General features: G+C 40.4%; 27 protein-coding genes. 18 read left to right on the top strand and 9 right to left on the bottom strand.

The genetic code is table 11. The features are described from left to right. Positions 1-203: 203 nt before the first annotated feature. Together BLT94_RS10215 and BLT94_RS10220 are read right to left on the bottom strand one after the other, a co-directional pair. Positions 204-665: a ferritin family protein gene (locus BLT94_RS10215; protein WP_014957230.1), complete on the bottom strand. Its 462-nt coding sequence runs from the start codon at positions 663-665 to the stop codon at positions 204-206. A 158-nt stretch (positions 666-823) separates the two neighbouring features. Continuing rightward, entirely contained in the window at positions 824-1,729 is a 906-nt protein-coding gene (locus tag BLT94_RS10220; protein ID WP_092233596.1) for a TIGR01777 family oxidoreductase, read from the bottom strand. Between the two features lie 241 nt (positions 1,730-1,970). Here BLT94_RS10220 and BLT94_RS10225 point away from each other — a divergent pair, with 241 nt between their 5' ends. Both BLT94_RS10225 and BLT94_RS10230 read left to right on the top strand, forming a co-directional pair. Next, positions 1,971-2,972 (top strand): PAS domain S-box protein, encoded by a 1,002-nt coding sequence (locus tag BLT94_RS10225; RefSeq protein WP_175530318.1) that lies wholly within the window; start codon positions 1,971-1,973, stop codon positions 2,970-2,972. Then, entirely contained in the window at positions 2,969-3,382 is a 414-nt protein-coding gene (locus tag BLT94_RS10230; RefSeq protein WP_092233602.1) for an HIT family protein, read from the top strand. The genes BLT94_RS10225 and BLT94_RS10230 overlap by 4 nt, the downstream gene beginning before the upstream one ends. A 21-nt stretch (positions 3,383-3,403) precedes the next feature. Here the strand turns inward: BLT94_RS10230 and BLT94_RS10235 are convergent, their stop codons facing one another. From BLT94_RS10235 to BLT94_RS10255, 5 genes are read right to left on the bottom strand one after another with little or no spacing between them, the layout of a single operon-like run. Beyond that, entirely contained in the window at positions 3,404-4,003 is a 600-nt protein-coding gene (locus BLT94_RS10235) for an MlaC/ttg2D family ABC transporter substrate-binding protein (RefSeq protein WP_092233605.1), read from the bottom strand. Between the two features lie 24 nt (positions 4,004-4,027). Then, positions 4,028-4,393 (bottom strand): STAS domain-containing protein, encoded by a 366-nt coding sequence (locus BLT94_RS10240; RefSeq protein WP_175530319.1) that lies wholly within the window; start codon positions 4,391-4,393, stop codon positions 4,028-4,030. Continuing rightward, positions 4,383-4,820, bottom strand: a complete 438-nt coding sequence (gene mlaD / locus BLT94_RS10245) for an outer membrane lipid asymmetry maintenance protein MlaD (RefSeq protein ID WP_092233611.1) — start codon at positions 4,818-4,820, stop codon at positions 4,383-4,385. Before mlaD ends, BLT94_RS10240 begins: the two co-directional genes overlap by 11 nt. Before the next feature lie 17 nt (positions 4,821-4,837). Further along, positions 4,838-5,611 (bottom strand): MlaE family lipid ABC transporter permease subunit, encoded by a 774-nt coding sequence (locus BLT94_RS10250; protein ID WP_245743081.1) that lies wholly within the window; start codon positions 5,609-5,611, stop codon positions 4,838-4,840. Between the two features lie 9 nt (positions 5,612-5,620). Then, the gene (locus tag BLT94_RS10255) at positions 5,621-6,406 is read right to left on the bottom strand and encodes an ABC transporter ATP-binding protein (protein WP_092233618.1); all 786 of its coding nucleotides are present in this window, start codon (positions 6,404-6,406) and stop codon (positions 5,621-5,623) included. 733 nt (positions 6,407-7,139) lie between these two features. Here BLT94_RS10255 and BLT94_RS10260 point away from each other — a divergent pair. From BLT94_RS10260 to BLT94_RS10305, 10 genes are all read left to right on the top strand, one after another. Then, positions 7,140-7,538, top strand: coding sequence for an iron-sulfur cluster assembly scaffold protein (locus BLT94_RS10260; RefSeq protein WP_014957221.1), 399 nt, complete (start codon positions 7,140-7,142; stop codon positions 7,536-7,538). A 197-nt stretch (positions 7,539-7,735) separates the two neighbouring features. Beyond that, entirely contained in the window at positions 7,736-8,134 is a 399-nt protein-coding gene (locus tag BLT94_RS10265; protein ID WP_014957220.1) for a response regulator, read from the top strand. Between the two features lie 5 nt (positions 8,135-8,139). Next, positions 8,140-8,994, top strand: a complete 855-nt coding sequence (locus BLT94_RS10270; RefSeq protein ID WP_092233621.1) for an ATP-binding protein — start codon at positions 8,140-8,142, stop codon at positions 8,992-8,994. Beyond that, entirely contained in the window at positions 8,991-9,890 is a 900-nt protein-coding gene (locus BLT94_RS10275) for a 4Fe-4S binding protein (protein WP_014957218.1), read from the top strand. The genes BLT94_RS10270 and BLT94_RS10275 overlap by 4 nt, the downstream gene beginning before the upstream one ends. A gap of 30 nt (positions 9,891-9,920) precedes the next feature. Further along, positions 9,921-10,307 (top strand): NifB/NifX family molybdenum-iron cluster-binding protein, encoded by a 387-nt coding sequence (locus BLT94_RS10280; RefSeq protein WP_014957217.1) that lies wholly within the window; start codon positions 9,921-9,923, stop codon positions 10,305-10,307. Positions 10,308-10,344: 37 nt separating this feature from the next. After that, positions 10,345-10,704, top strand: a complete 360-nt coding sequence (locus BLT94_RS10285; protein WP_092233624.1) for a NifB/NifX family molybdenum-iron cluster-binding protein — start codon at positions 10,345-10,347, stop codon at positions 10,702-10,704. 227 nt (positions 10,705-10,931) lie between these two features. Further along, positions 10,932-11,186: an FmdB family zinc ribbon protein gene (locus tag BLT94_RS10290; RefSeq protein ID WP_092233626.1), complete on the top strand. Its 255-nt coding sequence runs from the start codon at positions 10,932-10,934 to the stop codon at positions 11,184-11,186. Between the two features lie 2 nt (positions 11,187-11,188). Continuing rightward, positions 11,189-11,632 carry an iron-sulfur cluster assembly scaffold protein gene (locus BLT94_RS10295; protein WP_092233629.1) on the top strand — a complete coding sequence of 148 codons (444 nt, stop codon included), beginning with the start codon at positions 11,189-11,191 and terminating at the stop codon, positions 11,630-11,632. A 15-nt stretch (positions 11,633-11,647) separates the two neighbouring features. Continuing rightward, positions 11,648-12,169 carry a gamma carbonic anhydrase family protein gene (locus tag BLT94_RS10300; protein WP_014957213.1) on the top strand — a complete coding sequence of 174 codons (522 nt, stop codon included), beginning with the start codon at positions 11,648-11,650 and terminating at the stop codon, positions 12,167-12,169. A gap of 26 nt (positions 12,170-12,195) precedes the next feature. Next, a complete protein-coding gene (locus BLT94_RS10305; protein ID WP_139169010.1) occupies positions 12,196-12,507 on the top strand; it encodes a hypothetical protein in 312 nt (103 codons plus the stop codon). Positions 12,508-12,614: 107 nt separating this feature from the next. On the opposite strand, the gene recD2 is transcribed toward BLT94_RS10305, so the two are convergent. Beyond that, entirely contained in the window at positions 12,615-15,158 is a 2,544-nt protein-coding gene (gene recD2 / locus BLT94_RS10310) for an SF1B family DNA helicase RecD2 (protein ID WP_092233635.1), read from the bottom strand. Positions 15,159-15,359: 201 nt separating this feature from the next. On the opposite strand from recD2, the gene BLT94_RS10315 reads away from it, so the two are divergent. From BLT94_RS10315 to BLT94_RS10330, 4 genes are all read left to right on the top strand, one after another. Beyond that, positions 15,360-15,635: a GIY-YIG nuclease family protein gene (locus BLT94_RS10315; protein WP_092233638.1), complete on the top strand. Its 276-nt coding sequence runs from the start codon at positions 15,360-15,362 to the stop codon at positions 15,633-15,635. Then, the gene (locus tag BLT94_RS10320; RefSeq protein ID WP_014957209.1) at positions 15,632-15,874 is read left to right on the top strand and encodes a YheU family protein; all 243 of its coding nucleotides are present in this window, start codon (positions 15,632-15,634) and stop codon (positions 15,872-15,874) included. Before BLT94_RS10315 ends, BLT94_RS10320 begins: the two co-directional genes overlap by 4 nt. An 88-nt stretch (positions 15,875-15,962) precedes the next feature. Beyond that, the gene (locus BLT94_RS10325) at positions 15,963-17,165 is read left to right on the top strand and encodes a type IV pilus twitching motility protein PilT (RefSeq protein ID WP_092233641.1); all 1,203 of its coding nucleotides are present in this window, start codon (positions 15,963-15,965) and stop codon (positions 17,163-17,165) included. Positions 17,166-17,208: 43 nt separating this feature from the next. Continuing rightward, positions 17,209-17,937, top strand: a complete 729-nt coding sequence (locus BLT94_RS10330) for a zinc ribbon domain-containing protein (RefSeq protein WP_092233644.1) — start codon at positions 17,209-17,211, stop codon at positions 17,935-17,937. 33 nt (positions 17,938-17,970) lie between these two features. Here BLT94_RS10330 and BLT94_RS10335 read toward each other — a convergent pair whose 3' ends face one another. Next, positions 17,971-19,017, bottom strand: coding sequence for an HDOD domain-containing protein (locus BLT94_RS10335; protein ID WP_092233647.1), 1,047 nt, complete (start codon positions 19,015-19,017; stop codon positions 17,971-17,973). Between the two features lie 379 nt (positions 19,018-19,396). Between BLT94_RS10335 and BLT94_RS10340 the strand changes: the two genes are divergently transcribed. Continuing rightward, complete coding sequence (locus tag BLT94_RS10340; RefSeq protein WP_014957205.1) at positions 19,397-19,603, top strand: dodecin family protein; 207 nt, start codon at positions 19,397-19,399, stop codon at positions 19,601-19,603. Between the two features lie 297 nt (positions 19,604-19,900). After that, complete coding sequence (locus BLT94_RS10345; protein WP_092233650.1) at positions 19,901-20,545, top strand: DUF3786 domain-containing protein; 645 nt, start codon at positions 19,901-19,903, stop codon at positions 20,543-20,545. Positions 20,546-20,572: the final 27 nt, after the last annotated feature.

Raw genomic sequence — 20,572 nt, forward strand, 5'->3', positions numbered from 1 at the left:
GTTGATTTTAAAAACCAAAGCCGTTGCAAAAAAATATTTTTTACAACGGCTCAATTAGTTATGTCAGGTAGTGTGTCAGGGTTAAAAAAATAACAGCACATATATTGGATACAATTTGCTCAAAATTCATTTTAAAACCCTGTAATAGATTCAGCAGAAGGGTTGATACAATTTTGCGGTCAAACCTTTTTTACTGATGTAATTTAATTATCCTGATCAGCCAGGTAATCATCATACATTGATTCTAAAGCAAGCTTGTGTTTTGATTCTTCCTGAACAAGAATCATAAAAACCTTTTTTGCATCTTCATTGTCTGACTGATCGGAAAGCATTGAATAAAGCTTAACCGCTTTTTCTTCTCGTTTCATGGCAATTTTGAGAATCTCAGGCATTGGCATCCCTTCTTCATACTCGGTTTCAACCAGGTAATCACTTATTTTAAGATCTGTGATTTTCTTAAACTCATAGGAATCCATTTTCTTTTTATTACCTGAAATATCGGAAAGAAGTGCAGCATGTTTTTCTTCTTCTTTTGCAAATCTCTCAAAGGTCTCTTTAAGAGATGCCCTGGTTGCTTCTTTGGCCAGGGATAAATAAAATTCAACTGCTTCTTTTTCCTTGTCAATGGCAAAACTTAATATTTCATCAACCGATCCAAATTCCATGTTACTCTCCTCATGTGTTAGCGGTTTTAATTATATTTACTTTCAATAATAAATAATAACAAAGTGATTAAAATGCAAATTGCATACCATATCAATTAAACTATATATACCACATACTCTAATATATATGATAACCCGACTAATTTTCAATTAAAAATTCATTTTCCAAAAATATCGTTAAGCGCAGTATCAACATTCGCAAATAAAAAAGGATATCCAACATCTGCCAAATGCTTGGGAACCGCTCTTTGACTTTGCAAAAAAGCCTTGCCAAGCTGACCCATCACCACCTTCACCATAAAAGCCGGCGCAGGTATAACCGCAGGCCTGTGCAAAACACGCCCCAGGGATTTGGCAAACTGCTTCTGGCGAACTGGTGTCGGCCCTGTAAAATTAAATATTCCCTCAATATCTGAATTTTCAACGATAAATTCAACGGCTTTTTCAAGATCCTTGATATGTATCCATGAAAACCATTGCCTGCCATCTCCTAACGGACCTCCTGCAAACAGCTTGAATGCAGGGGTCATCAAAGACAAAGCCCCTTCATTCCCAAGCACAACACCCAGTCGCATGACTGAAACGCGGACTCCTTTTTGTCGGGCTTTTAAGCCTTCTTTTTCCCAATCCTTACACACATCTGAAAGAAATCCCCTTCCAGGCTCTGTTTTTTCCGTTAACACATTTTCTTTGCGATCCCCATAAATTCCCACGGCAGAAGTTGTCAAAAGCGTGTGTGTTTTTCCGGGTTCAATGGCATTAACAATATTCCGGGTTGTTAAAATACGGGAATCATAAATAGCTTGTTTGTATTTTTTTGTCCAATACCGAAAAATATTTCGACCGGCCAGATTAATGATAATATCCGATCCTGCAACATGATCCTGCCATTTTCCTTCAATGGCCGTATCAGCACTGACCCATTCAAACCTTTGAGATTTTCTTGAAAACAGATGGGTTTTAGATGTACCCATACCGGTTACAAAATATCCCTTTGACAGAAAAAGCCGGGCAACTCTTTTGCCGATAAACCCGGAAGCACCTGTAATCAATATTTTTTTCATAACAATTAATCCATTATTATGTTGTGCTTGATAAAAACATCGGTCACCCGTCACATTTAGTGAGCCAATGTCCGGTTTTGTGATCAAGCCATTTATCTTTGAAAGGTTAAGTTAAAGAATAACCACACTTTTTAACTTAACAACTGTAAAATAAAATATGCATGGGCCTTTTATTGATTTTTTCTTTGTGCTATATCCAGATAACAAAAAATTGAACATAAAACTCTCAAGGCGGGTAAAGATGTCATCAGAGCGACAAAAAAAAAATGTCATTTGTGAAAGCCTGTTTAAAAATTCCCATGCAATAATGTTGATCATCGATCCTGAATCCGGGTCAATTATTGATGCCAACCCTGCAGCGCTTAAATTTTATCAGTATTCAAAAAAAGAGCTGATAGGCATGAATATATCAAAGATCAACACCCTGTCTGAAAAAGAACTAAAACAGGAAATGGAAAACAGCAAACTTGAAAAGCGCAGTTATTTCAAGTTTCACCATCGGTTAAAAAATGGTGAGATCCGAGATGTTGAGGTGTACAGTGGACCTGTTAAATTTGATAATCATAAGGTATTGTATTCTATTGTCCATGATATTACAGAAAAAAATCAGGCTCAGGACATCCTGAAAAAAAGCGAAAGCACCATAAGGGCAATGATTAATGCCACAAAAAGCCTGGTTTACCTCTCCGATATAGAAGGCAATATTATCAACCTGAATACACCTGGAGCATTACTGTTTAACAACAGTCCCCAGGAGATGATTGGCAAGAATCTTAATGTTTTTTTCAATGAACCTGATTTTTCAAAACTCAAATCACTGATGAATGAAGTCACTGAGACCCACAACCCCATCATTTATCAAAAAGAGCATCGCAAAAGACATTATGAGGTTACCCTGTACCCGGTTTTTAACAAATCAAATCAAGTAGACAGAATTTGTGTCTTTGCCAATGATATTACCGATTTAAAAACAACTGAAAAAGTATTTGCCGCCATAGAAACAGCTGGCGGAATCTGCAATGAAATGACTCAGCCCTTGCAGATTATTATCGGGAACCTGGAACTTCTCAAATTAAATATCAAAAATGATGATCCAAACAGGCTCTTTATAAATGCCATGTTATCCCAGGCAGAACGACTCGGGGCTATCACAAAAAAACTGACCCATATCACACGTTATGAAACAAAAAAATACACAAAAGGAAATATTTTTGATATCGATAAATCATCGGGAATCAAATGAACTGCTCACCTGTTTTATCAGAAAACAACACAACAACAAAACATTGTGTGTTTTGCATGACAGAACAATTAAACATACTTGTTGAAAATAAAACGGTTTTTGCCATCAGGGACCGTTCACCCGTAAGCCAGGGCCATCTGCTTGTCATTCCCAAACGACATTGTATTGATTATTTTGAAATGACCCGGCAGGAACGTTGCGATTCCCATAAATTAATTGAAATACTGAAAGAAAAGATCCTTAAAACAGATACAACGGTTAACGGCTTTAATATTGGCGTCAATTGCGGTAAAACCGCCGGTCAGACAATATTTCACGCCCATATCCATCTTATTCCCAGAAGAACAAATGACACACCAAATCCCAGAGGAGGAGTCCGTGGTGTTATTCCTGACAAAATGAACTACTGATTCTAAAAATCGAAAAAAACATCAACTGCCCATTTTCTCTTTGAGTTCTTCCACCAGCTTCTCATAAGAATTTTTCCGCAGGATCTGATCAAACTGGGAGCGGTAATTTCCCACCAGACTTACGCCTTCGATCACCATATCATAGACCATCCAGGAACCATCCTTTGCTTGATACATTCGATAATCAATGGGAATTTCAACTGTATCCGAAACAACTTTGGTAGACACCTGTGCTTTATTCTTTTTTACAAACTCTTTTACATAGATCACTTTTTCACTGGTATAGGCTTCTATTTTGGCAACATAGGTATCCTCAAGGAGTTGCCCAAACAGTTCAATAAATGCTTTTTTTTCCTCATCGCTTCTCTGATTCCAGTGTCTGGCAAGACTCAATTGTGACATTTTAGCAAAAGAAAATCGTTCATGGATAACTTTTCGAAGGGATGCTCTTCTTTTTGCAGTAGATTCTTCTCCAGTAAGAGACGGATCACTCAATATTTGCATAACTTTATCAATAGTGGTTTTCAACTGATCCTGAACAGAAGATGCACCGGCATTATTTGCCGGAGAAAAGACACAGACCGCGAACAAAAAAAAAATAACCAGCCCCAACCGTTTCATCTATTCCTCCCAAAAAGAATATGTTTAACGCTCACACAATATTTTATATGCACCATCGATATCTGTTTTTATATCAAATGCATTATCCAGTTTTGTCAGGGAAAGTGAATTCAGCACATTTGTCCCCAATCCTGTCAAAATAAAATCCTTATTATTTTTCTTGCTCCATTGAAGTCCCTCAACAAGTGTCGCAATACCTGAACTGTCCATGAACAATACCCCTGAAAGATCGACAATAATCCCTTTAACTTTTTTTTTAAAGTAAGGCACCAGTTTATTCCGCAAACCAGGAGAGGTGAGCATATCAATTTCACCCTCAACAATAATTACACCTATGTTGTTTTTTTCTTCACTTTTAATTTTAAGATCCACGGTATGGTTACTTTTCAAAAATATATTTGCTGACCAATTCTTCCAGACTGATGGCAGACTCCGTATCCATCAAAGAATCTTTATCTCCCAATATATCATCAGACCCCCCAGGGGATAACTTGACGAATTTGTCTCCGATCACGCCTTTTGTACGAATGGAAGCAATTGTATCATCCGTGATTTTCGTCCCGTTTTTAATTTCCATTTGTACAAGGGCTTCATTTTCTTCAAGAGTAATTCTTTTTACTTTTCCCACCGACACCCCGGCAATCTCAACTGATGCACTGACCTCAAGGCCTTCTATGGAACCAAATCTTGCATCAATCATAAAAGAGTCAGACCCGAAAAGATCAACATCGCCCAAATTAACGGATAAATATACCAGACAGGCAATGCCCACCATCATAAAGATACCCACTGAAATTTCTGTTTTCCGTCCATACATAATGAATACGTTAAATCCTATAGTAATAAAGATGTCAAGATATAATCCATAACTAGAATTGAAAGGGATGTCAAAACAACCGTGTTGGTGGTTGCACGGCTCACGCCTTCCGTGGTTGGTTCAGCCGTAAACCCCATAAAAGTAGATATCCAGGTGATCAAAAGGCCGAAACACAGGGACTTGAGGATTCCCCCGCAAATATCCGTAAATGTTATGGCGGTCACCATCTTGCCCAGATAAGCGCCTTCGCTGACCCCTAACAGCTTAACGCCGACAAGGTATCCTCCGGCAATACCGACCAGGTCAAAAAAAGCGGTTAAAAGCGGCAGGCAGATAATCCCGGCAAGAACCTTAGGACTGATTACATATTTCAAAGGATCAACAGCCATCATCTCAAGAGCTGGAAACTGATCCGTAATTTTCATGATACCGATTTCTGCGGCAATGGCAGATCCTGCCCTGCCTGTCACCATCAATGCACAAAACACAGGCCCCAGTTCCCTGATGATTGAAAGGGCAACCAGTATACCAAGGGCGGCTTCTGATCCGAACTGGTTTAATGAATAATATCCCTGAATGCCCAGGACCATACCGGTAAAAAGAGCTGTAATAAAAACGATCAAAAATGATTTTGATCCGATAAATTCAATTTCTTTGATCAGGCGGGATATCCGGAACGGCGGAACAAATGCCTGAAAAATAGACACAAACAAAAAAATCCCGCTCCTGCCAAAGATCTGAAGACGATTTAAAGTAAAACGTCCCAGTAATGCTGCAATCTCCAAGTTCACATTTTTCCTTTAATCAAACAAAATTTCATCCAGATAATCCTTATCCGCACGGGTAAAGGGGATGGGTCCCTCAGGCTCCCCATTGATAAATTGCTTCACCCTTAAATCCTTACTGTTTCTTATCTCTTCCACGGTTCCTTGTGCAATAATGTCCCCGTAAAAAAGAATAATAATATTATCGGCAATCCTGAAACAGGACTCAATATCATGAGAAACCACAATGGTTGTAATATCCAAAGTTTGGTTAAGATCCTTTATCAGCTTATCAATCACACCTGTTGAAATGGGATCAAGGCCGGATGTGGGCTCATCATAAAAAATTATTTTGGGATCCATTACAATGGCACGGGCAAGCCCTGCCCGTTTCATCATTCCTCCGGACAACTGGGAAGGCATAAGGTTCTGCGCTCCCCTTAAACCCACCATTTCCAGCTTCATGGTCACGATTATTTTGATGATATTATCGGCAATTTTTGTATGCTCGCGCAAGGGGAATGCTATATTTTCAAAAACATTCAGGTAGTTAAAAAGGGCTGATCCCTGGAACAGCATGCCCATTTTTTTCCTGATTTCATATATTTTTTTTTTGCCCAGGGTTGTCAGGTCCATACCATCAAAAAAGACAGACCCTGAATCGGGTTTTTCCAACCCTGTGAGCTGCCTTAACAGGGTGCTTTTCCCTGATCCGCTGCTCCCGAGAATGACAGTGACTTTCCCTTTCTCAAAATGACAATTCATATGGTTTAAAGCGGTGATACCGCCATATTTTTTTACAAGATTTTCTACTTTGATCATAGATTGATTTATCACTTATATGTTTATGATTTTCAATAACTGCCACAAGAAGACCTGGTCTTTCAAGTTAATTTACCCACAATAAAATATAAAAGAGATTTAATTCCAATAAGTTATATTTTTTTAATACAAACATATATATATATCAGATTTGTCAGCCACAACAAAAGCCAAAAACCTTGTTATTACAGTATATTGAGCTTGATTTCATATAAAAAAAATAACACAATCCAAGCTTAAGCCTGGCCCCATCTAAATTTTGCCGACTAACACTAAATTTTACCAACTACATAAGGTTGAGTAAGTAACTCACCACATTCACCGTGTCAACGACAATTCAGGATTGATGACAACATCGGCCATTCTTTCATATCAAAATTTATATCTTTATTTATTTAAACTTACAACTTAAGTCAAGATGGTTTAAAACGATCCTTTTCCCCGATCAATAGTCGCATTTGCGCAACATTTTAAAATAACACCCTTGATTATTATTACGATCTTATTTCATAACAAACTAAAACCATTCAGTTATCATCATTCAAAAAACCGGCACTAAGTTTGGCATACTCTTTGCTGTATCTTAAAAAAAAACAAAAAAAACATTTGACTAAATTAAAGACTTAATTTAGAAGCAGGTGTTATTCGGATTCCACAAGACATACTAAGCTTCAATAATTGTAATCCGGGCGAATAACACCTGTTTTTATTTTTTTTTAAAATGGAATTAGCAATGATGAGTCAATATGATACAAATTTTTTAAACCACCACTCTTTAAAATATATAGAAATGGCATTAAGGACAGACAGGATTGAAAGAGTTGCCAATCCTGACGGATATGGAAAAAGAACAGGAGACTGTGGTGATACCGTAGAATTCTTCTTAATCTGTAAAAACGATATTATTGAATCCGTCTCTTTTTATATTCAGGGTTGTATAAATACAGCGGCCTGCTGTAATACGGTTGCCAAATTTGTCCAGGGCAAAACAATTGAATCTGCATGGCAGATTTCACCTGAACAAGTGGACAATTTTTTAGAAACCCTTCCTGAAGATCACTTCCATTGCGCAGAGCTTGCAGTGGGAGCGCTATACCTTGCACTGGCCGACTTAAAAAAGGATAAAACCTGATATAAAAAACGATTCGAATAGTCGCGTAACTGCGACTATTTTTTTTTATTTCCAAAACAAACCAGTAACTCAAAAACATTCCAACCCACTAAAATAATTCATTTATCAACCATCAGTCATTTTATCATCCTTCATGGCACATGGCTTGCAAATTCATAAAAGCCGAACCAAAAAAAATCAAGGGAGATAAAATATATATGATTCATATACTGTTGGTAAGCCGGGAAAAAAACGCCTTTGAAAAACTTGAAACAGCCTTTTCGGACAATAAGATAACAACCGAATGGACTGACAAGGGACAAGAAGCCCTTTCCAGACTCACAGAAAAAAAGATCGACCTGTTCATCACGGAGGAACAACTGCCTGATATGACAGGCAGAGAGCTGATCGAAAAAGTCCTCTTTAAAAATGCCATGATGAACTGTGTGGTATTAAGCGAACTGGCCCATGATGAGTTTCATGAAGCCTATGAAGGATTAGGCGTTCTGATGCAGTTCCCTTTGGTTCCGGATAAGGAACATGTCCAAAAGCTTTTGGATCACCTGAACCTCATTGCTCAAATTGCAAGCCGTACAAGCAAATCAAAAGGAGAATAAATCTGATGATTATCAGTATTGCAAGCGGCAAGGGAGGAACCGGTAAAACAACCGTATCAACCAACCTTGCGCTTTCTATTGAACATAAAGTACAACTTCTTGACTGCGATGTTGAAGAACCCAATGCACATCTTTTTCTCAATCCTGTCATGAAAAAAAAAGAACCGGTAATTGCTCCCATACCTGAAATTGATCTTGAAAAATGCACCTTTTGTAAAAAATGCATGGACATGTGCAGATATGGTGCCATTGCTGTTTTAAAAAAAGATGTCCTCACCTTTGACAACCTGTGCCATTCATGCGGCGGATGTTTTGAGATCTGCCCTGAAAATGCAATTGTTGAAAAAGACCGGATTCTGGGTGAAATTGAGCATGGATCAGCAAGAGGCATTTCTTTTATCCACGGCCGCATGGATGTCGGACAGGTCATGGCTCCGCCCATTATCAAAAAAGTAAGATCCTATACTGACCCAGACTTTGTTACCCTTATTGATGCGCCTCCCGGAACCTCATGCCCGGTAATTGCAGCAATGAACAAAGCTGATTTTGTCCTTCTGGTAACCGAACCGACACCCTTTGGTCTTCATGACTTAAAGCTTGCCGTTGAAACGGTTAAAATTCTTGGTATCCCCCACGGACTTGTCATCAACCGGGCAGGTTTGGGAAATGATGATGTAAAAATATATGCAGGAAAGGAGAACCTGCCCATACTCATGGAAATTCCTTTTGATAAAAAAATTGCACAGATCTATTCCAAAGGTCAAATGGTTGTTGACGAACTGCCGGAGTATAAAGAAAAATTTCAGGCCTTGTTCGAGAAGATAGTGCAATTGGTTGAAAAAGGAGGACAAAGCAAATGAAAGAGCTGGTTATTTTAAGCGGAAAAGGCGGTACGGGAAAAACAAGCATCACATCAGCTTTTGCCTCTTTGGCACAAAACATGGTTCTGTGCGATGCTGATGTTGATGCAGCAGACCTTCACCTGATATTAAGTCCTGATTTTAAAAAAACTGAAGATTTCAAAGGCGGCCATGAAGCAGTGATCGATCAGGACAAATGCACACAGTGCGGCAGGTGTCTTGAGGTGTGCAGGTTTGATGCGGTCAAGGATACCTTTGAAATTGATTCAATTGAATGCGAAGGCTGCGGAGTTTGCGTTGACCTTTGCCCTGAACAGGCCATTGATTTTCCAGAAGTCATTTGCGGACAATGGCATATTTCAGACACACGTTTTGGTCCCATGGTTCATGCAAGACTTGGCATTGCCCAGGAAAATTCAGGAAAGCTGGTTGCCCTTGTCCGGCAGGAAGCAAAAAAAATCGCAGAAAAAAACAAGCTTGATCTGATTTTAACGGACGGACCTCCGGGCATCGGGTGTCCTGTCATTGCCTCCATCAGCCAGGCAACCGCCATACTGATCATTGCCGAGCCAACGGTTTCAGGTTTCCATGACATGGAAAGGGTCGGGCAACTGTCCAAACATTTTAACATACCTGCCATGGTCTGCATCAATAAATATGATCTGAATCCGGATCAAACTAAAAGAATTGAAGATCTTGCCAAAGAGACTAACATTGCTGTTGTGGGCAAAATATCATTTGACAAAACATTTACCCAAGCCATGATCCAGGCAAAAACCATTTTTGAATACGACAAAAACTCACAAGCCAGTCTTGAAGTACGGCAGATATGGGACACCATTGTGTCTTTGCCGCAATTCAACACACCTGTGAACAATATACTGCAACATTTATAAAAATAAATACTTAAAAGGAGCAATTAAATTATGAAAAACGGAAGAATAGCAATCCCTTCAAATGGCCAGGGCGGACTTGACGGAACAAGAGCAGGCCATTTCGGACATTGTGATGTATTTACCTTTGTAGACGTGGAAGATGGTGAAATCAAAAAAGTATCAGTCCTCCCGAATCAGGAACATGCCCAGGGCGGTTGCATGGTGCCGGTCAACCTCTTGTCTGAAAACAGGGTAAATGCACTGATTGTCGGCGGCATTGGAATGCGCCCCCTGATGGGTTTCAGACAGGTAGGAATTGATGTATTCCATGACGACCAACGTCCTGATATCAAACCCGTTGTAATGGACCTGATTGCAGGCAAGCTGTCTGAAATCAACAATGATCAGGTTTGTGGCGGTGGTGGCGGACAGGTGTAGAAGACAGCGCAATCAATTTATAAAGGAGAATAGTATAATGAAAATAGCTGTCACGTCACAGGGAGACACGCTGGATGCCCAACTTGATCCAAGATTCGGAAGAGCGGCGTACATTATCGTAGTAGATACGGAAACACTTGAATTTGAAGCATTTGATAACAATGAAAACAAAAATTCATTCAAAGGAGCAGGTATTCAAGCGGCAGCAATGGTAAGTGAAAAGGAAGCAGAGGTATTGCTGACAGGATTCTGTGGCCCCAATGCCTTTAAAACCCTTGAAACAGCCGGTGTAAAAGTAGTAAATGATCAGAGCGGCCGGATCATTGATGTGGTACAGAACTTTAAGCAGGGCAATGTTGTTTTTGCCGAGGATGCCAACAAAGACGGTCACTGGTAAGCCATTTATATGAAAGTCTTCAAAAACCCAAACAGAGACTTTCATATTTTGTTGTGGGCAAACCAATGTGACCAGATTGTTATAGAAAATGGCCAAGTCTGCCCATGGCACTTATTCGGTTAGAAAAGAAAAGCACCCCCCAAAAGCATAGAACCGCCCATTCAAAGGCCAGGGTGCTTTTCTTTTCTCTATTTCCTGTGTTGATTAATTAAAAAAAGGAGAGGTGAATGCCCCTTTATGATTTTAAATGTGAGGATTGCGGAAGAAACAATGAAATCCTTATCATCGGAACACAAGATATGCCTGCATGCAAATCATGCGGCAGCACAAACATGACAAAGCTTTTATCCGCCCATTCGTCAAGCTCAGGCCCTGTTAAAAACAGCATGCCCGGCCCTGGCGATACGGCATGCTGCGGATCTGCACCCGGTCAGGCGCAAGGATGCGCTGGACCTGGAAGCTGTTGTGGAAAGAGTTTTTAATCATGAGCAACTTAGATGATTTTTTAGACAATCTTCAAAATGAAATATTTGAGGAAGCAAAACAATCCCTTGGTGAAAAAGGATTCCAGCGGTGGCGCAACCCTAAATTTCACGGAAGAATGGAGAATCCAGATGGTCAGGCAAGGGTAATAGGCGAATGCGGCGACACCATGGAAATCTATTTAAAGTTTGAAAACAACAGGGTTTGCGATGCGTCCTATTTTACGGACGGGTGTGCTTCAAGCGGAGTCAGCGGTTCCTTTGCAGCAGAACTGACTTTGGGCAAAGACCCGGATGAGATAACGGATATAACCGCAGACACGGTTTTAGAGACAATAGGCAGGCTGCCTGAAAAAGATTTGCATTGTGCAGGACTTGCGGCAAGAACCGTCCAGGAAGCATTAAGCAATTATATGTCAAGCCTTCAAAAAAAACATTTAACATAAAACCAGGGAGACCACATGGCGTTATATAGATATGGTGACAGAATCCCCCAAATTGGAAAGAACTCATATGTAAGCGATTCCGCAAGGGTCATTGGTGATGTCACCATTGGTGACAATTGTTATATAGGTCATGGGGCTGTTGTCCGGGGAGATTATGGTAAAATTATCATTGGATCAGGAAGTGCCATAGAAGAAAACTGCACTCTCCACATCAGGCCCAACGGTGTTCTTGAGCTGGAAGAAAGTGTTACAGTTGGGCACGGGGCCATTATTCACGGTAAACTCATAAAATCCCATGCCGTAATAGGAATCGGCTCCATTATCGGATTTGATGTGGTCATCGGATCATGGGCCATTGTTGCTGAAGGGTCTCTCATACCCAAAGGAAACATCATTCCCGACGAAAAAATCACCGGTGGCGTCCCTTTTAAAATCATTGGAGATGTCAAACAAAAACATAAGGATTTTTGGACATATGGAAAACAGCTCTACGTTGACCTTGCCAAAGAATACCCTGAAAAATTTGAAAAACTTTAAATACCCTTAAATACTTAAAGATCACAATGGAAATACCTTTAAATTTAACTCATCACTGCATCGAAACAGCATCCAAAAGAGAATATGAGCGTATGGTCAGGCAATGCTTTAAAATATCCGATGATGACAATGAAAGAATGCCCCTTGAAAATAAAATCAGTGCTTTAATATATTTCCTTGAAAACACTGACTTTTCTGATCTCAGGAACCGGTGTAACAAGATCTATTCAGATAAAAAAGATGAAAAAAAAGCTGATCTGATCATACCTCAAAACTTTAAAGACATGTATGTTTGCATCGACAAAACAACCCTTTACCCGATCTGGAAAAACAAGTAGAATATTTAGATCCTAATCAAAGCACAAGAAGGGGTGGCTGCGTTTTTTTTAAAAGCGCAATCCTCTGTGGCAGGGAAAATGACCTTGCCGGTAATGTTGATGTATGCTCATTGATTCAATAATATCAACAATTGCTTCAAGGCTGTTTGCCTTTGACTGATATCATGATTTCTGACAGCCATTGACAGGGCTTTTCGCGTACCCACAAAAACGGCAAGTTTTTTTGCCCTGGTTATCCCTGTATAAATCAAATTTCGAAAAAGCATTTTAAAATGCTGGGTCACAATCGGGATAATAACAATTTCAAATTCACTGCCCTGGGATTTATGTATGGTTATGGCATAGGCCAGGTCAAGCTCCATAATATCATTTTGCCTGTAATGAACCTGCCGGTTATCAGGATAAAAAGAAACCGTGCATGTTAAATCAACATTGTCAATCTCTGTGATAACGCCAATATCACCATTAAAAACTCCCAGATCATAATTGTTGCGCCGGTGAATAACCCGGTCTCCTGCTCTGAAAATTCTTTCTCCAACCTTTAACTGCCGTTTGCCTTCAGCATATGGATTTGAAGTTTCCTGAATCAGTTTGTTTAAACTGACTGTCCCAAGGCTTCCTCTTGTCATGGGAGAAAGGATCTGAATTTCACAATTGCCATAATATTTGGGAATCCATTCCTGATAAAGCTTTTTAACAACATCAACCGCACAAATGCCGTAATGCAGAGATGACCAGGGATGAACTTTTTTTACAACCATAAGCAGTTCTTCACTCCTGGTTTGGGCTGCATACACTTTTTGCAGATCCACATGCTCAAATTTTTTGGGGATGGTTATTTCCGTTTCATAGGGAATCACAGGTTCTTGGACACGAAACTCAAACAAGTCGGCATCAGCGGATTCCCCGGACAAATTGGATTGATTGGACAGATCGGACAGGTTGTTTTCCAATTCAGGAGGTGTTAACCCATAAAAATGTTTCACCCGTGCAATAAAATTGACCTGCTCTTTGGTTGCCTCCTCCGAATCAAGAAACAGGCAATCGCTTGTATCCTGCCAGATTCCAGGACTTTTAAAGGGTGATTTAATCCAGGGCATCTTGCCTTTATTGATCTGGTGGGCATATTTGATGATCAAAGACGATTGAGCCTGCCGAAATATTTTTGTCAGTTTAAAACACGGCACCTTGCCTGATGAAATGATGTCCTTTAAAACATTTCCCGCACCCACTGAGGGCAACTGGTCGGAATCTCCGATGAACAAGACCTGGGCGGTTTCAGGAACCGCCTTGAGCAATGATGCCGTCAAATTGATATCCAGCATTGAACATTCGTCAACAATAAGAAAATCTGTTTTAAGCGGTGTTTTTTCATCTTTTTTAAATTTTCCGCCCTGCCATCCCAGCAGCCTGTGGATTGTTTTGGACTCTTTTCCAATAACATCCATCATTCTTTGGGCCGCTCTGCCGGTCGGTGCTGCCAGAATAACATTTAACCCCATGGCTTCGATTAATTTAACAATGACAAGGGTGGCAGTGGTCTTACCACACCCTGGCCCGCCTGTAAGAATTGAAAATTTTTCACGCACAACACCGCAAACCGACTCTGCCTGCTCATGGCTCAAACAGATATCTTTTGCTTCACAGTACACAGATATCCAACGCTCAACCCTTGCCTTTTCAACCTTTGGTGGATTTCCAATATCACTAATTCTTTTTGCAACATAGAGTTCATCAAAATACAAAGATTTCGAATAATAGCATCGTTCACTGGTGCCGTTTTCCAAAACAAGATCCCTGACCATGAGAAGCGTTTCTTTTTCCATATCTTGCAACAGCTCCATCAGTTTATGGGACAGATCCAATTGCAGTAACGCTGTAACCTGCTCATCAATCTGGGAAGCCGTCAAATAACAATGCCCGAAATTCCTGCTTGCAGCCAGGGCATGCTTGATGCCGGCCATGATGCGTTGCCGGCTGTCAGGTTCAAGCCCTATACTCAACGCCACCTTGTCTGCAGAAAAAAAACCTATTCCGTAAAAATCATTTGCCAGCCGGTAAGGATCTTGAGTAACAATCTTTATTGCGTCATCCCCGTACTTTTTATAGATCCTGACCGCGAACAAAGTGCTGATGCCATGGGACTGTAGAAACATCATCACTTCCCTAATGGATTTGTGTTCTGTCCAGGCCTGACTGATCATATCCAGTTTTTTTTGGGCAATGCCGGGAACCTCAGTGAGTCTTTCTATATTTTCTTCAAATATATCAAGAGTTTGTCTGTCAAAATGCATGACGATTTTTTTAGCGGTTTTGGGTCCGACACCTTTTATCAACCCTGAACCCAGATATTTTTCCAATGCAGCAGCTGTGGCAGGTTTTTTTTCCCTGGCAGCTGTTGCCTGAAACTGGCGGCCATATTTGGGGTGAATCGTCCAGAACCCTTCAAATTCCATTGTAGCACCGGCAAATACTTTTGTTTGATGCACAATAACGGTTTCCTGTCCATGGGGATTATTAAACGGCAATACCCGGAGAATGGACCATCCATTATCAGGATTGTGAAAGGTAACCCTATCCACAATCCCTTTGATGATCTCAGTGATAACACCTGTCTGGTTGACCGCTTGGTTGACTGCCTGCTGTCTCATTTTATCCTAATCCTTGACAAGATCCATACAATGACATTAGATACACTAAACTAAAAGGTTTTTTCAATATATTAATAACTGCTATGGGCAGACCCGACCTTTTTATACAATAATCTGGTCAACTTGGTCTACCCACAACAAAACAGGAAAGTCGCTGTTTGAATTTTTGAAAACTTTCATATAAAAAAATAAGGATGGAAATTGAAAAATTGGCAGGTCTATTTATTAAAATGTTCTGACAACTCTTTGTACTGCGGCGTGACAAAAGATCTTGATAACAGATTATCAAACCATAATAATGGCACTGCATCAAAATATACAAGGTCCAGGCTTCCGGTAAACATTGTTGCAGTAAAAAATGATCTTACAAAAAAGGAAGCTTTTAAACTTGAATATCAAATCAAAAAACTGCCGGCAGAAAAAAAAATTTCTGCTTTGAAACGTGGAAACCCTGAACGTGGAAACCCTAAAAAATGAAAGCTGTTAAAATCCCATATGATCAGTTGAACCCTGACACGCTTCATGGCGTTATTGAAGAGTTTGTCACCCGTGACGGCACGGATTATGGAGAAATTGAGGTTCCCCTGGAAACCAGAATTTCCCAGGTGCTTGCCCAACTCAAAACCCAAAAAGCCGTTATTGTTTTTGACCATGATTCTGAAACCTGCACGATTTTGAGAAGCGATGACCCTGTTTTAAAAAAACTTAAAGATTAATTTTTTTTCTAAAAAACAACACAACCCATGAAAATAACATACAATTATTAATTCTTTCCGATTTTAATTCTTTCCAAGGGGAAAAAAAATGAAACAACCTGAAATTGATTATTGGATTACCTGCATGCTGGAGACCTTCAGCAATGTATCCGATCTGAATATTACAGTGGGAAAAGGTCTTCAGGTGGAATCTTCAGGAGAGCTGACCACGGTTCCCGTTGTCCCTGAAGTAACAGAACTCACCCCGTTCCAGGCGGAAGTGTTTGCCTTAAACCTAATTGGAGGCGATCCTCGGCTTCTTGAAGATCTGGTTACCACGGGCTCCTGTGACCTGTCCTACTGGCTGGGTAATAAAGCCAGGTTCAGGGTCAATATTTTCAAACAAAAAAATCATCTGACCACGATCTTAAGAAAACTTGAAACCACCATCCCCAGCATTGAAAAATTAGGACTTCCCCCTATTTTTCATAAAATGGGCGAAGAAAAGAACGGTCTTATACTGGTTACCGGTGCCACGGGTTCAGGAAAATCCACCACACTGGCGGCACTGCTCAATCAGATCAACGAAGAAAAATCCATTCATGTGGTCACCCTTGAAGACCCGGTGGAATTTGTCCACCCCCATAAAAAGGCAACCTTTAACCAGCGGGAACTGGGAAATGATTATGATTCTTTTCCAACGGGACTGAGAGCGGCGCTTCGGCAGGCTCCCAAGGTCATCCTGGTCGGGGAGATGCGAGACCGGGAGACCATGGAAATAGGACTTTCAGCTGCCGAGACAGGGCACCTGGTGGTTTCCACCCTGCATACGGTTGATGCAGGACAAACCATCAATCGTATCCTTGGAATGTTTGACCAGGAAGAACAACCCCAGATTCGCCACAGGCTTGCGGATACCATTCGATATATCGTCTGCCAGCGCCTGCTACCCAAAATCGGCGGAGGGCGGATCGCAGCCCTGGAAATTCTCGGAATGAACCTGAGAATCAATGATATAATCCTGAACGGGGAATCTGAAGGCAAGACCATTAACGACGTCATCACCAATTCCCGGGCATTTGGCATGCAGGCATTTGACCAGCATATTCTGGAGCTGTTCCAGGAGGGCCTGATCTCAGAAGAGACTGCCTTTGCCTATTGTTCCCAAAGAAATGTGCTGTCCCAGGAAATGGACATCTTAAAACGGGAAAAAGGGGAAAAAACCTCTGCCATTGAAGGCCTTTCCATTGACTGGCGGAATGATGAAAACACAGACGAAAATGAAACCGACAATCCCGTTGATCCGGCTTAAAACCGCATGCTTGAACGAGTGGAATAAATGAAAGGAAAAACAAATGATTTCAGAATGCCCCAATTGCAAACAAGCCCTTCGTTTTTCAGATGCCCACAAACAGAAACTGGCTACAGCCATTGAAAAACTGGCACCCGGCCGGACCCTGAAATTTGGATGCCCAAAATGCAAAAAAACCATTGAGCTTGGCCCGAACGGATCTCCTGTTGAAAGGAAAAAGACACCTGCCACAGCAAAGACAAGCGCACAGCAACCACACCGGACTCCTGTTGAACCACCCGAACCACAGGATATCGGATGGCTTTCCAGCGGAGAATTAAATGAGGATCAGATTGTTAATAATATCCCCACTGCCATGATTCTTATGCTGGAAGATGAAATAAAGCAGAACGTAATCAAAAGCCTTGAAGAACAAAAATATCAGCTCTATTTTCCCAAAACAGTGGATGAAGCCATTAACAGCATGAGATTCCGGGATTTTGCAGTGGTTGCCTACCACAGTGAATATGAGGCCAAACCATTAAAAACCCAGGATTTTCATCAATTCATGATGCAGCTGAGCATGTCAAAACGCAGATCCGTTTATTACATCCTTATCGGACCGGAGTTTCAGACGCTCTTTGATCTGGAGGCACTGACCAACAGTGCCAATCTTGTGGTAAATACAAGTGAGACAGAATATCTTTCCACTATATTAAAAAAGGGCAGCGCAGATTATGAGGCACTCTTCAAACCCTATAACACTCTTTTAAAAAAGCATGGAAAAAATTAAAAAAACGGGGATGCAAAACAAAAAAATGCCGTATCAACCGAACAATGACTTTATCCAGGCAAGCAATCCTTTGTTATCTGTTTTCGGCTGTGTTCTTACAGAAGAATTCTTATGGTTATCAACTGGTATTTTTGAATCCGGCAAAACATCTCTTTTTGGGGGGATAACGCCTGTAATACTCTCTGATTTTTTTTCCAGGGATTCCAATATTTCCTGGACAATATTGTCCCGGATTCTTTTTTTTGAAAGCAGCACGCCTGACTGCCCGGCAATCCAAGTGGATTCGAGTGTCAGCACCCCCCCGTCACCATTGATTCCAATGCCGGACATTGCGGCTATAGAATATGCAGATTGGAGCAATGCCGCAATATCCCTGCACTTTTCCGGTGCAGAACCCGGATCCTGATAAAATTCAACACCTGCACGAATACGGGAAGGGATATTCCAGATGGTCATCAGTTTCGATGCAATAAGGGTATCTGTGGTGCCGAATTCATCCAGTTCAATAGTGTGAAGCGGCTGCTTTAATTCAGCCGCTTTTTGTATGCATTTTGAAAATTCAACCGGATAATGGATAGCAAAAATTAATTTTCCAATACCATGAAGCAATCCGGCAATATAAAGTTCGCCCGGCAAGGCCTTCATATTCAAATTAGGATGGCCAAGGCGCCTGGCGGCAGTGGCACAGGCCCAGGAAAATGCCCAATAGTCTTTGGTTGAAAATCCCTCTATTTCAGGAATTTTTGGAAGTATGCGCTGGAAAAAGTAAAGATTAACGAAATTAATCGTTTCTTGAAGCCCGACACGGGTAATGGCTGCCCGCAAACTGAAGATTTCATCAATCCCCTTAAAATAAATGGAATTTGCCAATTGAAGAATCATGGAAAAGAGTCCCGGATCCGAGTCGATTAGTTTGGCAAAAGAATCAATATCTATTTTATCAATTGGTTGCTGGATTAAAGCCATAAGCTTCGAACCATTTGCCGGCATGGGCGGAAGTTTAAAATTTGAATTTAAAATATCCAATGTTATTGCATTTGCAATGGTTTCTTCTCCCTGCAGTTCATTTTGCGCTTTCATATTTTTTCCCTTTTATTCAAAAACCGCTCTACCCGACACTATTTTTTTAATAATACCAGTAAAATGACGAACTCAACCCTATAACACACCGACAAATAATAAAAAAGCCAACAAATTTCAGGAAATAATTCTGTAAATATTTAACCCTTTTTCCTTAACCTTTAATTTTATATCCCCAAATTTAAAAATTTATTTTCTTCCAATACAAACATGGTCTGATCATTCCGAAAACAAGATTATCTCATCTTTAAAAAAAATAACTTGCAAACCGGTTGGTTATCTGTATCATTAATGAACAGGTGCAATGATTTATCTCACAATTCCAAGATTGTACCAAACTCATTTTTAAGATCATTTTAAATTTTGAAAGGAGATTGTCATGGAAAAAAGTGTTTACAAATTAATTGAAGTCGTAGGATTTTCTGAAACTTCCTGGGAAGATGCCGCAAAGGTTGCTGTTGCAGCGGTTGACAAATCTGTTCGTGACATACGCGTAGCAGAGGTGGTTAAGATGGATATGCGTTTGGAGGATAACAGAATTGTTGGTTACCGTACCAAATTAAAAGTTTCATTTAAGCTTGAATAATCAATACAGTAAAATCAAATGCCAAGATGGAAAATCTCATCTTGAGATTAATTTTACTTAATTTCAATGGGTTGAAATCCGTTAACACAGGGAAACAAGAAACGGGCGCAGAAAAATATTTATTTTGATAGGTTTCAAGAGACCGATTCTGTCCCGGATTCGGTCTCTTTTTTTAAAATTCCTTTTACTTATTTTATTGTCATGACGATTGATCCATCCCAATTTGCCGTTATGTACCGAAACTCAAAACTGAAAAAAGCCCAAAATCGCTATTAAAAAGGTTAAAAAAACAATCCTATGGAACCCAAATCCAAAATGTTTGAAAAACATTATAACGACTATCTTCAACGTATTGCATGCCTTGACTTTAATTCCATTTCAAGAAAACTGGGCGGGAAGATTCATGAAAACCAATGGGGCAAATCCGTAAAATTGACTTTTTTTGACAAAGTCTATGACATCTCATCAAAGGGAATCAAAGACACCTCAGGGAAAAGACCCATCTATGATATCTGTATTATTTTGTTTCGTTATTTACTGATGTGCCCGGTAACACTGCCCCATGACCCGCAATGGGTCAGTTTCAAAGATCTCAAGGATGCCGGCCCCCTGACCGTCTATTTCCGGGACAATGGAGAAAAGGCCATTGCTGAACGATTTGCCGGGAATACCGAGAAACTAAAACAATACATGGCCGCATTGAACGGATACCCCCCGGATCTGAACGTCAATTATGACCTGGCCATACAGATTGATGCCCTGCCAAAAGTTCCGATGCTCTTACTGTTCAATGATGCAGATGAAGGATTTCCGGCAGACTGTTCTATTCTTTTTGAACGAACCGTAGAATCCTACCTTGACGCAGAGTGCATTGCTATGCTGGGCTACCAGTTGTATGTTCACTTAAAACCACTGATTCTAAAATTTATATCGCCTTTTTAATGAAAGTTCTGGGTAACCCCAATAGTG

It is taken from the genome of Desulfobacula phenolica (genome assembly GCF_900105645.1).
Lineage (GTDB): Bacteria > Desulfobacterota > Desulfobacteria > Desulfobacterales > Desulfobacteraceae > Desulfobacula > Desulfobacula toluolica.

Coding starts and splice junctions, on each gene's coding strand:
- BLT94_RS10215 (WP_014957230.1), bottom strand. CDS start 665: ATGGAATTTGGATCGGTTGATGAAATATTAAGTTTTGCCATTGACAAG.
- BLT94_RS10220 (WP_092233596.1), bottom strand. CDS start 1,729: ATGAAAAAAATATTGATTACAGGTGCTTCCGGGTTTATCGGCAAAAGA.
- BLT94_RS10225 (WP_175530318.1), top strand. CDS start 1,971: ATGTCATCAGAGCGACAAAAAAAAAATGTCATTTGTGAAAGCCTGTTT.
- BLT94_RS10230 (WP_092233602.1), top strand. CDS start 2,969: ATGAACTGCTCACCTGTTTTATCAGAAAACAACACAACAACAAAACAT.
- BLT94_RS10235 (WP_092233605.1), bottom strand. CDS start 4,003: ATGAAACGGTTGGGGCTGGTTATTTTTTTTTTGTTCGCGGTCTGTGTC.
- mlaD (WP_092233611.1), bottom strand. CDS start 4,820: ATGTATGGACGGAAAACAGAAATTTCAGTGGGTATCTTTATGATGGTG.
- BLT94_RS10255 (WP_092233618.1), bottom strand. CDS start 6,406: ATGATCAAAGTAGAAAATCTTGTAAAAAAATATGGCGGTATCACCGCT.
- BLT94_RS10260 (WP_014957221.1), top strand. CDS start 7,140: ATGATGAGTCAATATGATACAAATTTTTTAAACCACCACTCTTTAAAA.
- BLT94_RS10265 (WP_014957220.1), top strand. CDS start 7,736: ATGATTCATATACTGTTGGTAAGCCGGGAAAAAAACGCCTTTGAAAAA.
- BLT94_RS10270 (WP_092233621.1), top strand. CDS start 8,140: ATGATTATCAGTATTGCAAGCGGCAAGGGAGGAACCGGTAAAACAACC.
- BLT94_RS10275 (WP_014957218.1), top strand. CDS start 8,991: ATGAAAGAGCTGGTTATTTTAAGCGGAAAAGGCGGTACGGGAAAAACA.
- BLT94_RS10280 (WP_014957217.1), top strand. CDS start 9,921: ATGAAAAACGGAAGAATAGCAATCCCTTCAAATGGCCAGGGCGGACTT.
- BLT94_RS10285 (WP_092233624.1), top strand. CDS start 10,345: ATGAAAATAGCTGTCACGTCACAGGGAGACACGCTGGATGCCCAACTT.
- BLT94_RS10290 (WP_092233626.1), top strand. CDS start 10,932: ATGCCCCTTTATGATTTTAAATGTGAGGATTGCGGAAGAAACAATGAA.
- BLT94_RS10295 (WP_092233629.1), top strand. CDS start 11,189: ATGAGCAACTTAGATGATTTTTTAGACAATCTTCAAAATGAAATATTT.
- BLT94_RS10300 (WP_014957213.1), top strand. CDS start 11,648: ATGGCGTTATATAGATATGGTGACAGAATCCCCCAAATTGGAAAGAAC.
- BLT94_RS10305 (WP_139169010.1), top strand. CDS start 12,196: ATGGAAATACCTTTAAATTTAACTCATCACTGCATCGAAACAGCATCC.
- recD2 (WP_092233635.1), bottom strand. CDS start 15,158: ATGAGACAGCAGGCAGTCAACCAAGCGGTCAACCAGACAGGTGTTATC.
- BLT94_RS10320 (WP_014957209.1), top strand. CDS start 15,632: ATGAAAGCTGTTAAAATCCCATATGATCAGTTGAACCCTGACACGCTT.
- BLT94_RS10325 (WP_092233641.1), top strand. CDS start 15,963: ATGAAACAACCTGAAATTGATTATTGGATTACCTGCATGCTGGAGACC.
- BLT94_RS10330 (WP_092233644.1), top strand. CDS start 17,209: ATGATTTCAGAATGCCCCAATTGCAAACAAGCCCTTCGTTTTTCAGAT.
- BLT94_RS10335 (WP_092233647.1), bottom strand. CDS start 19,017: ATGAAAGCGCAAAATGAACTGCAGGGAGAAGAAACCATTGCAAATGCA.
- BLT94_RS10340 (WP_014957205.1), top strand. CDS start 19,397: ATGGAAAAAAGTGTTTACAAATTAATTGAAGTCGTAGGATTTTCTGAA.
- BLT94_RS10345 (WP_092233650.1), top strand. CDS start 19,901: ATGGAACCCAAATCCAAAATGTTTGAAAAACATTATAACGACTATCTT.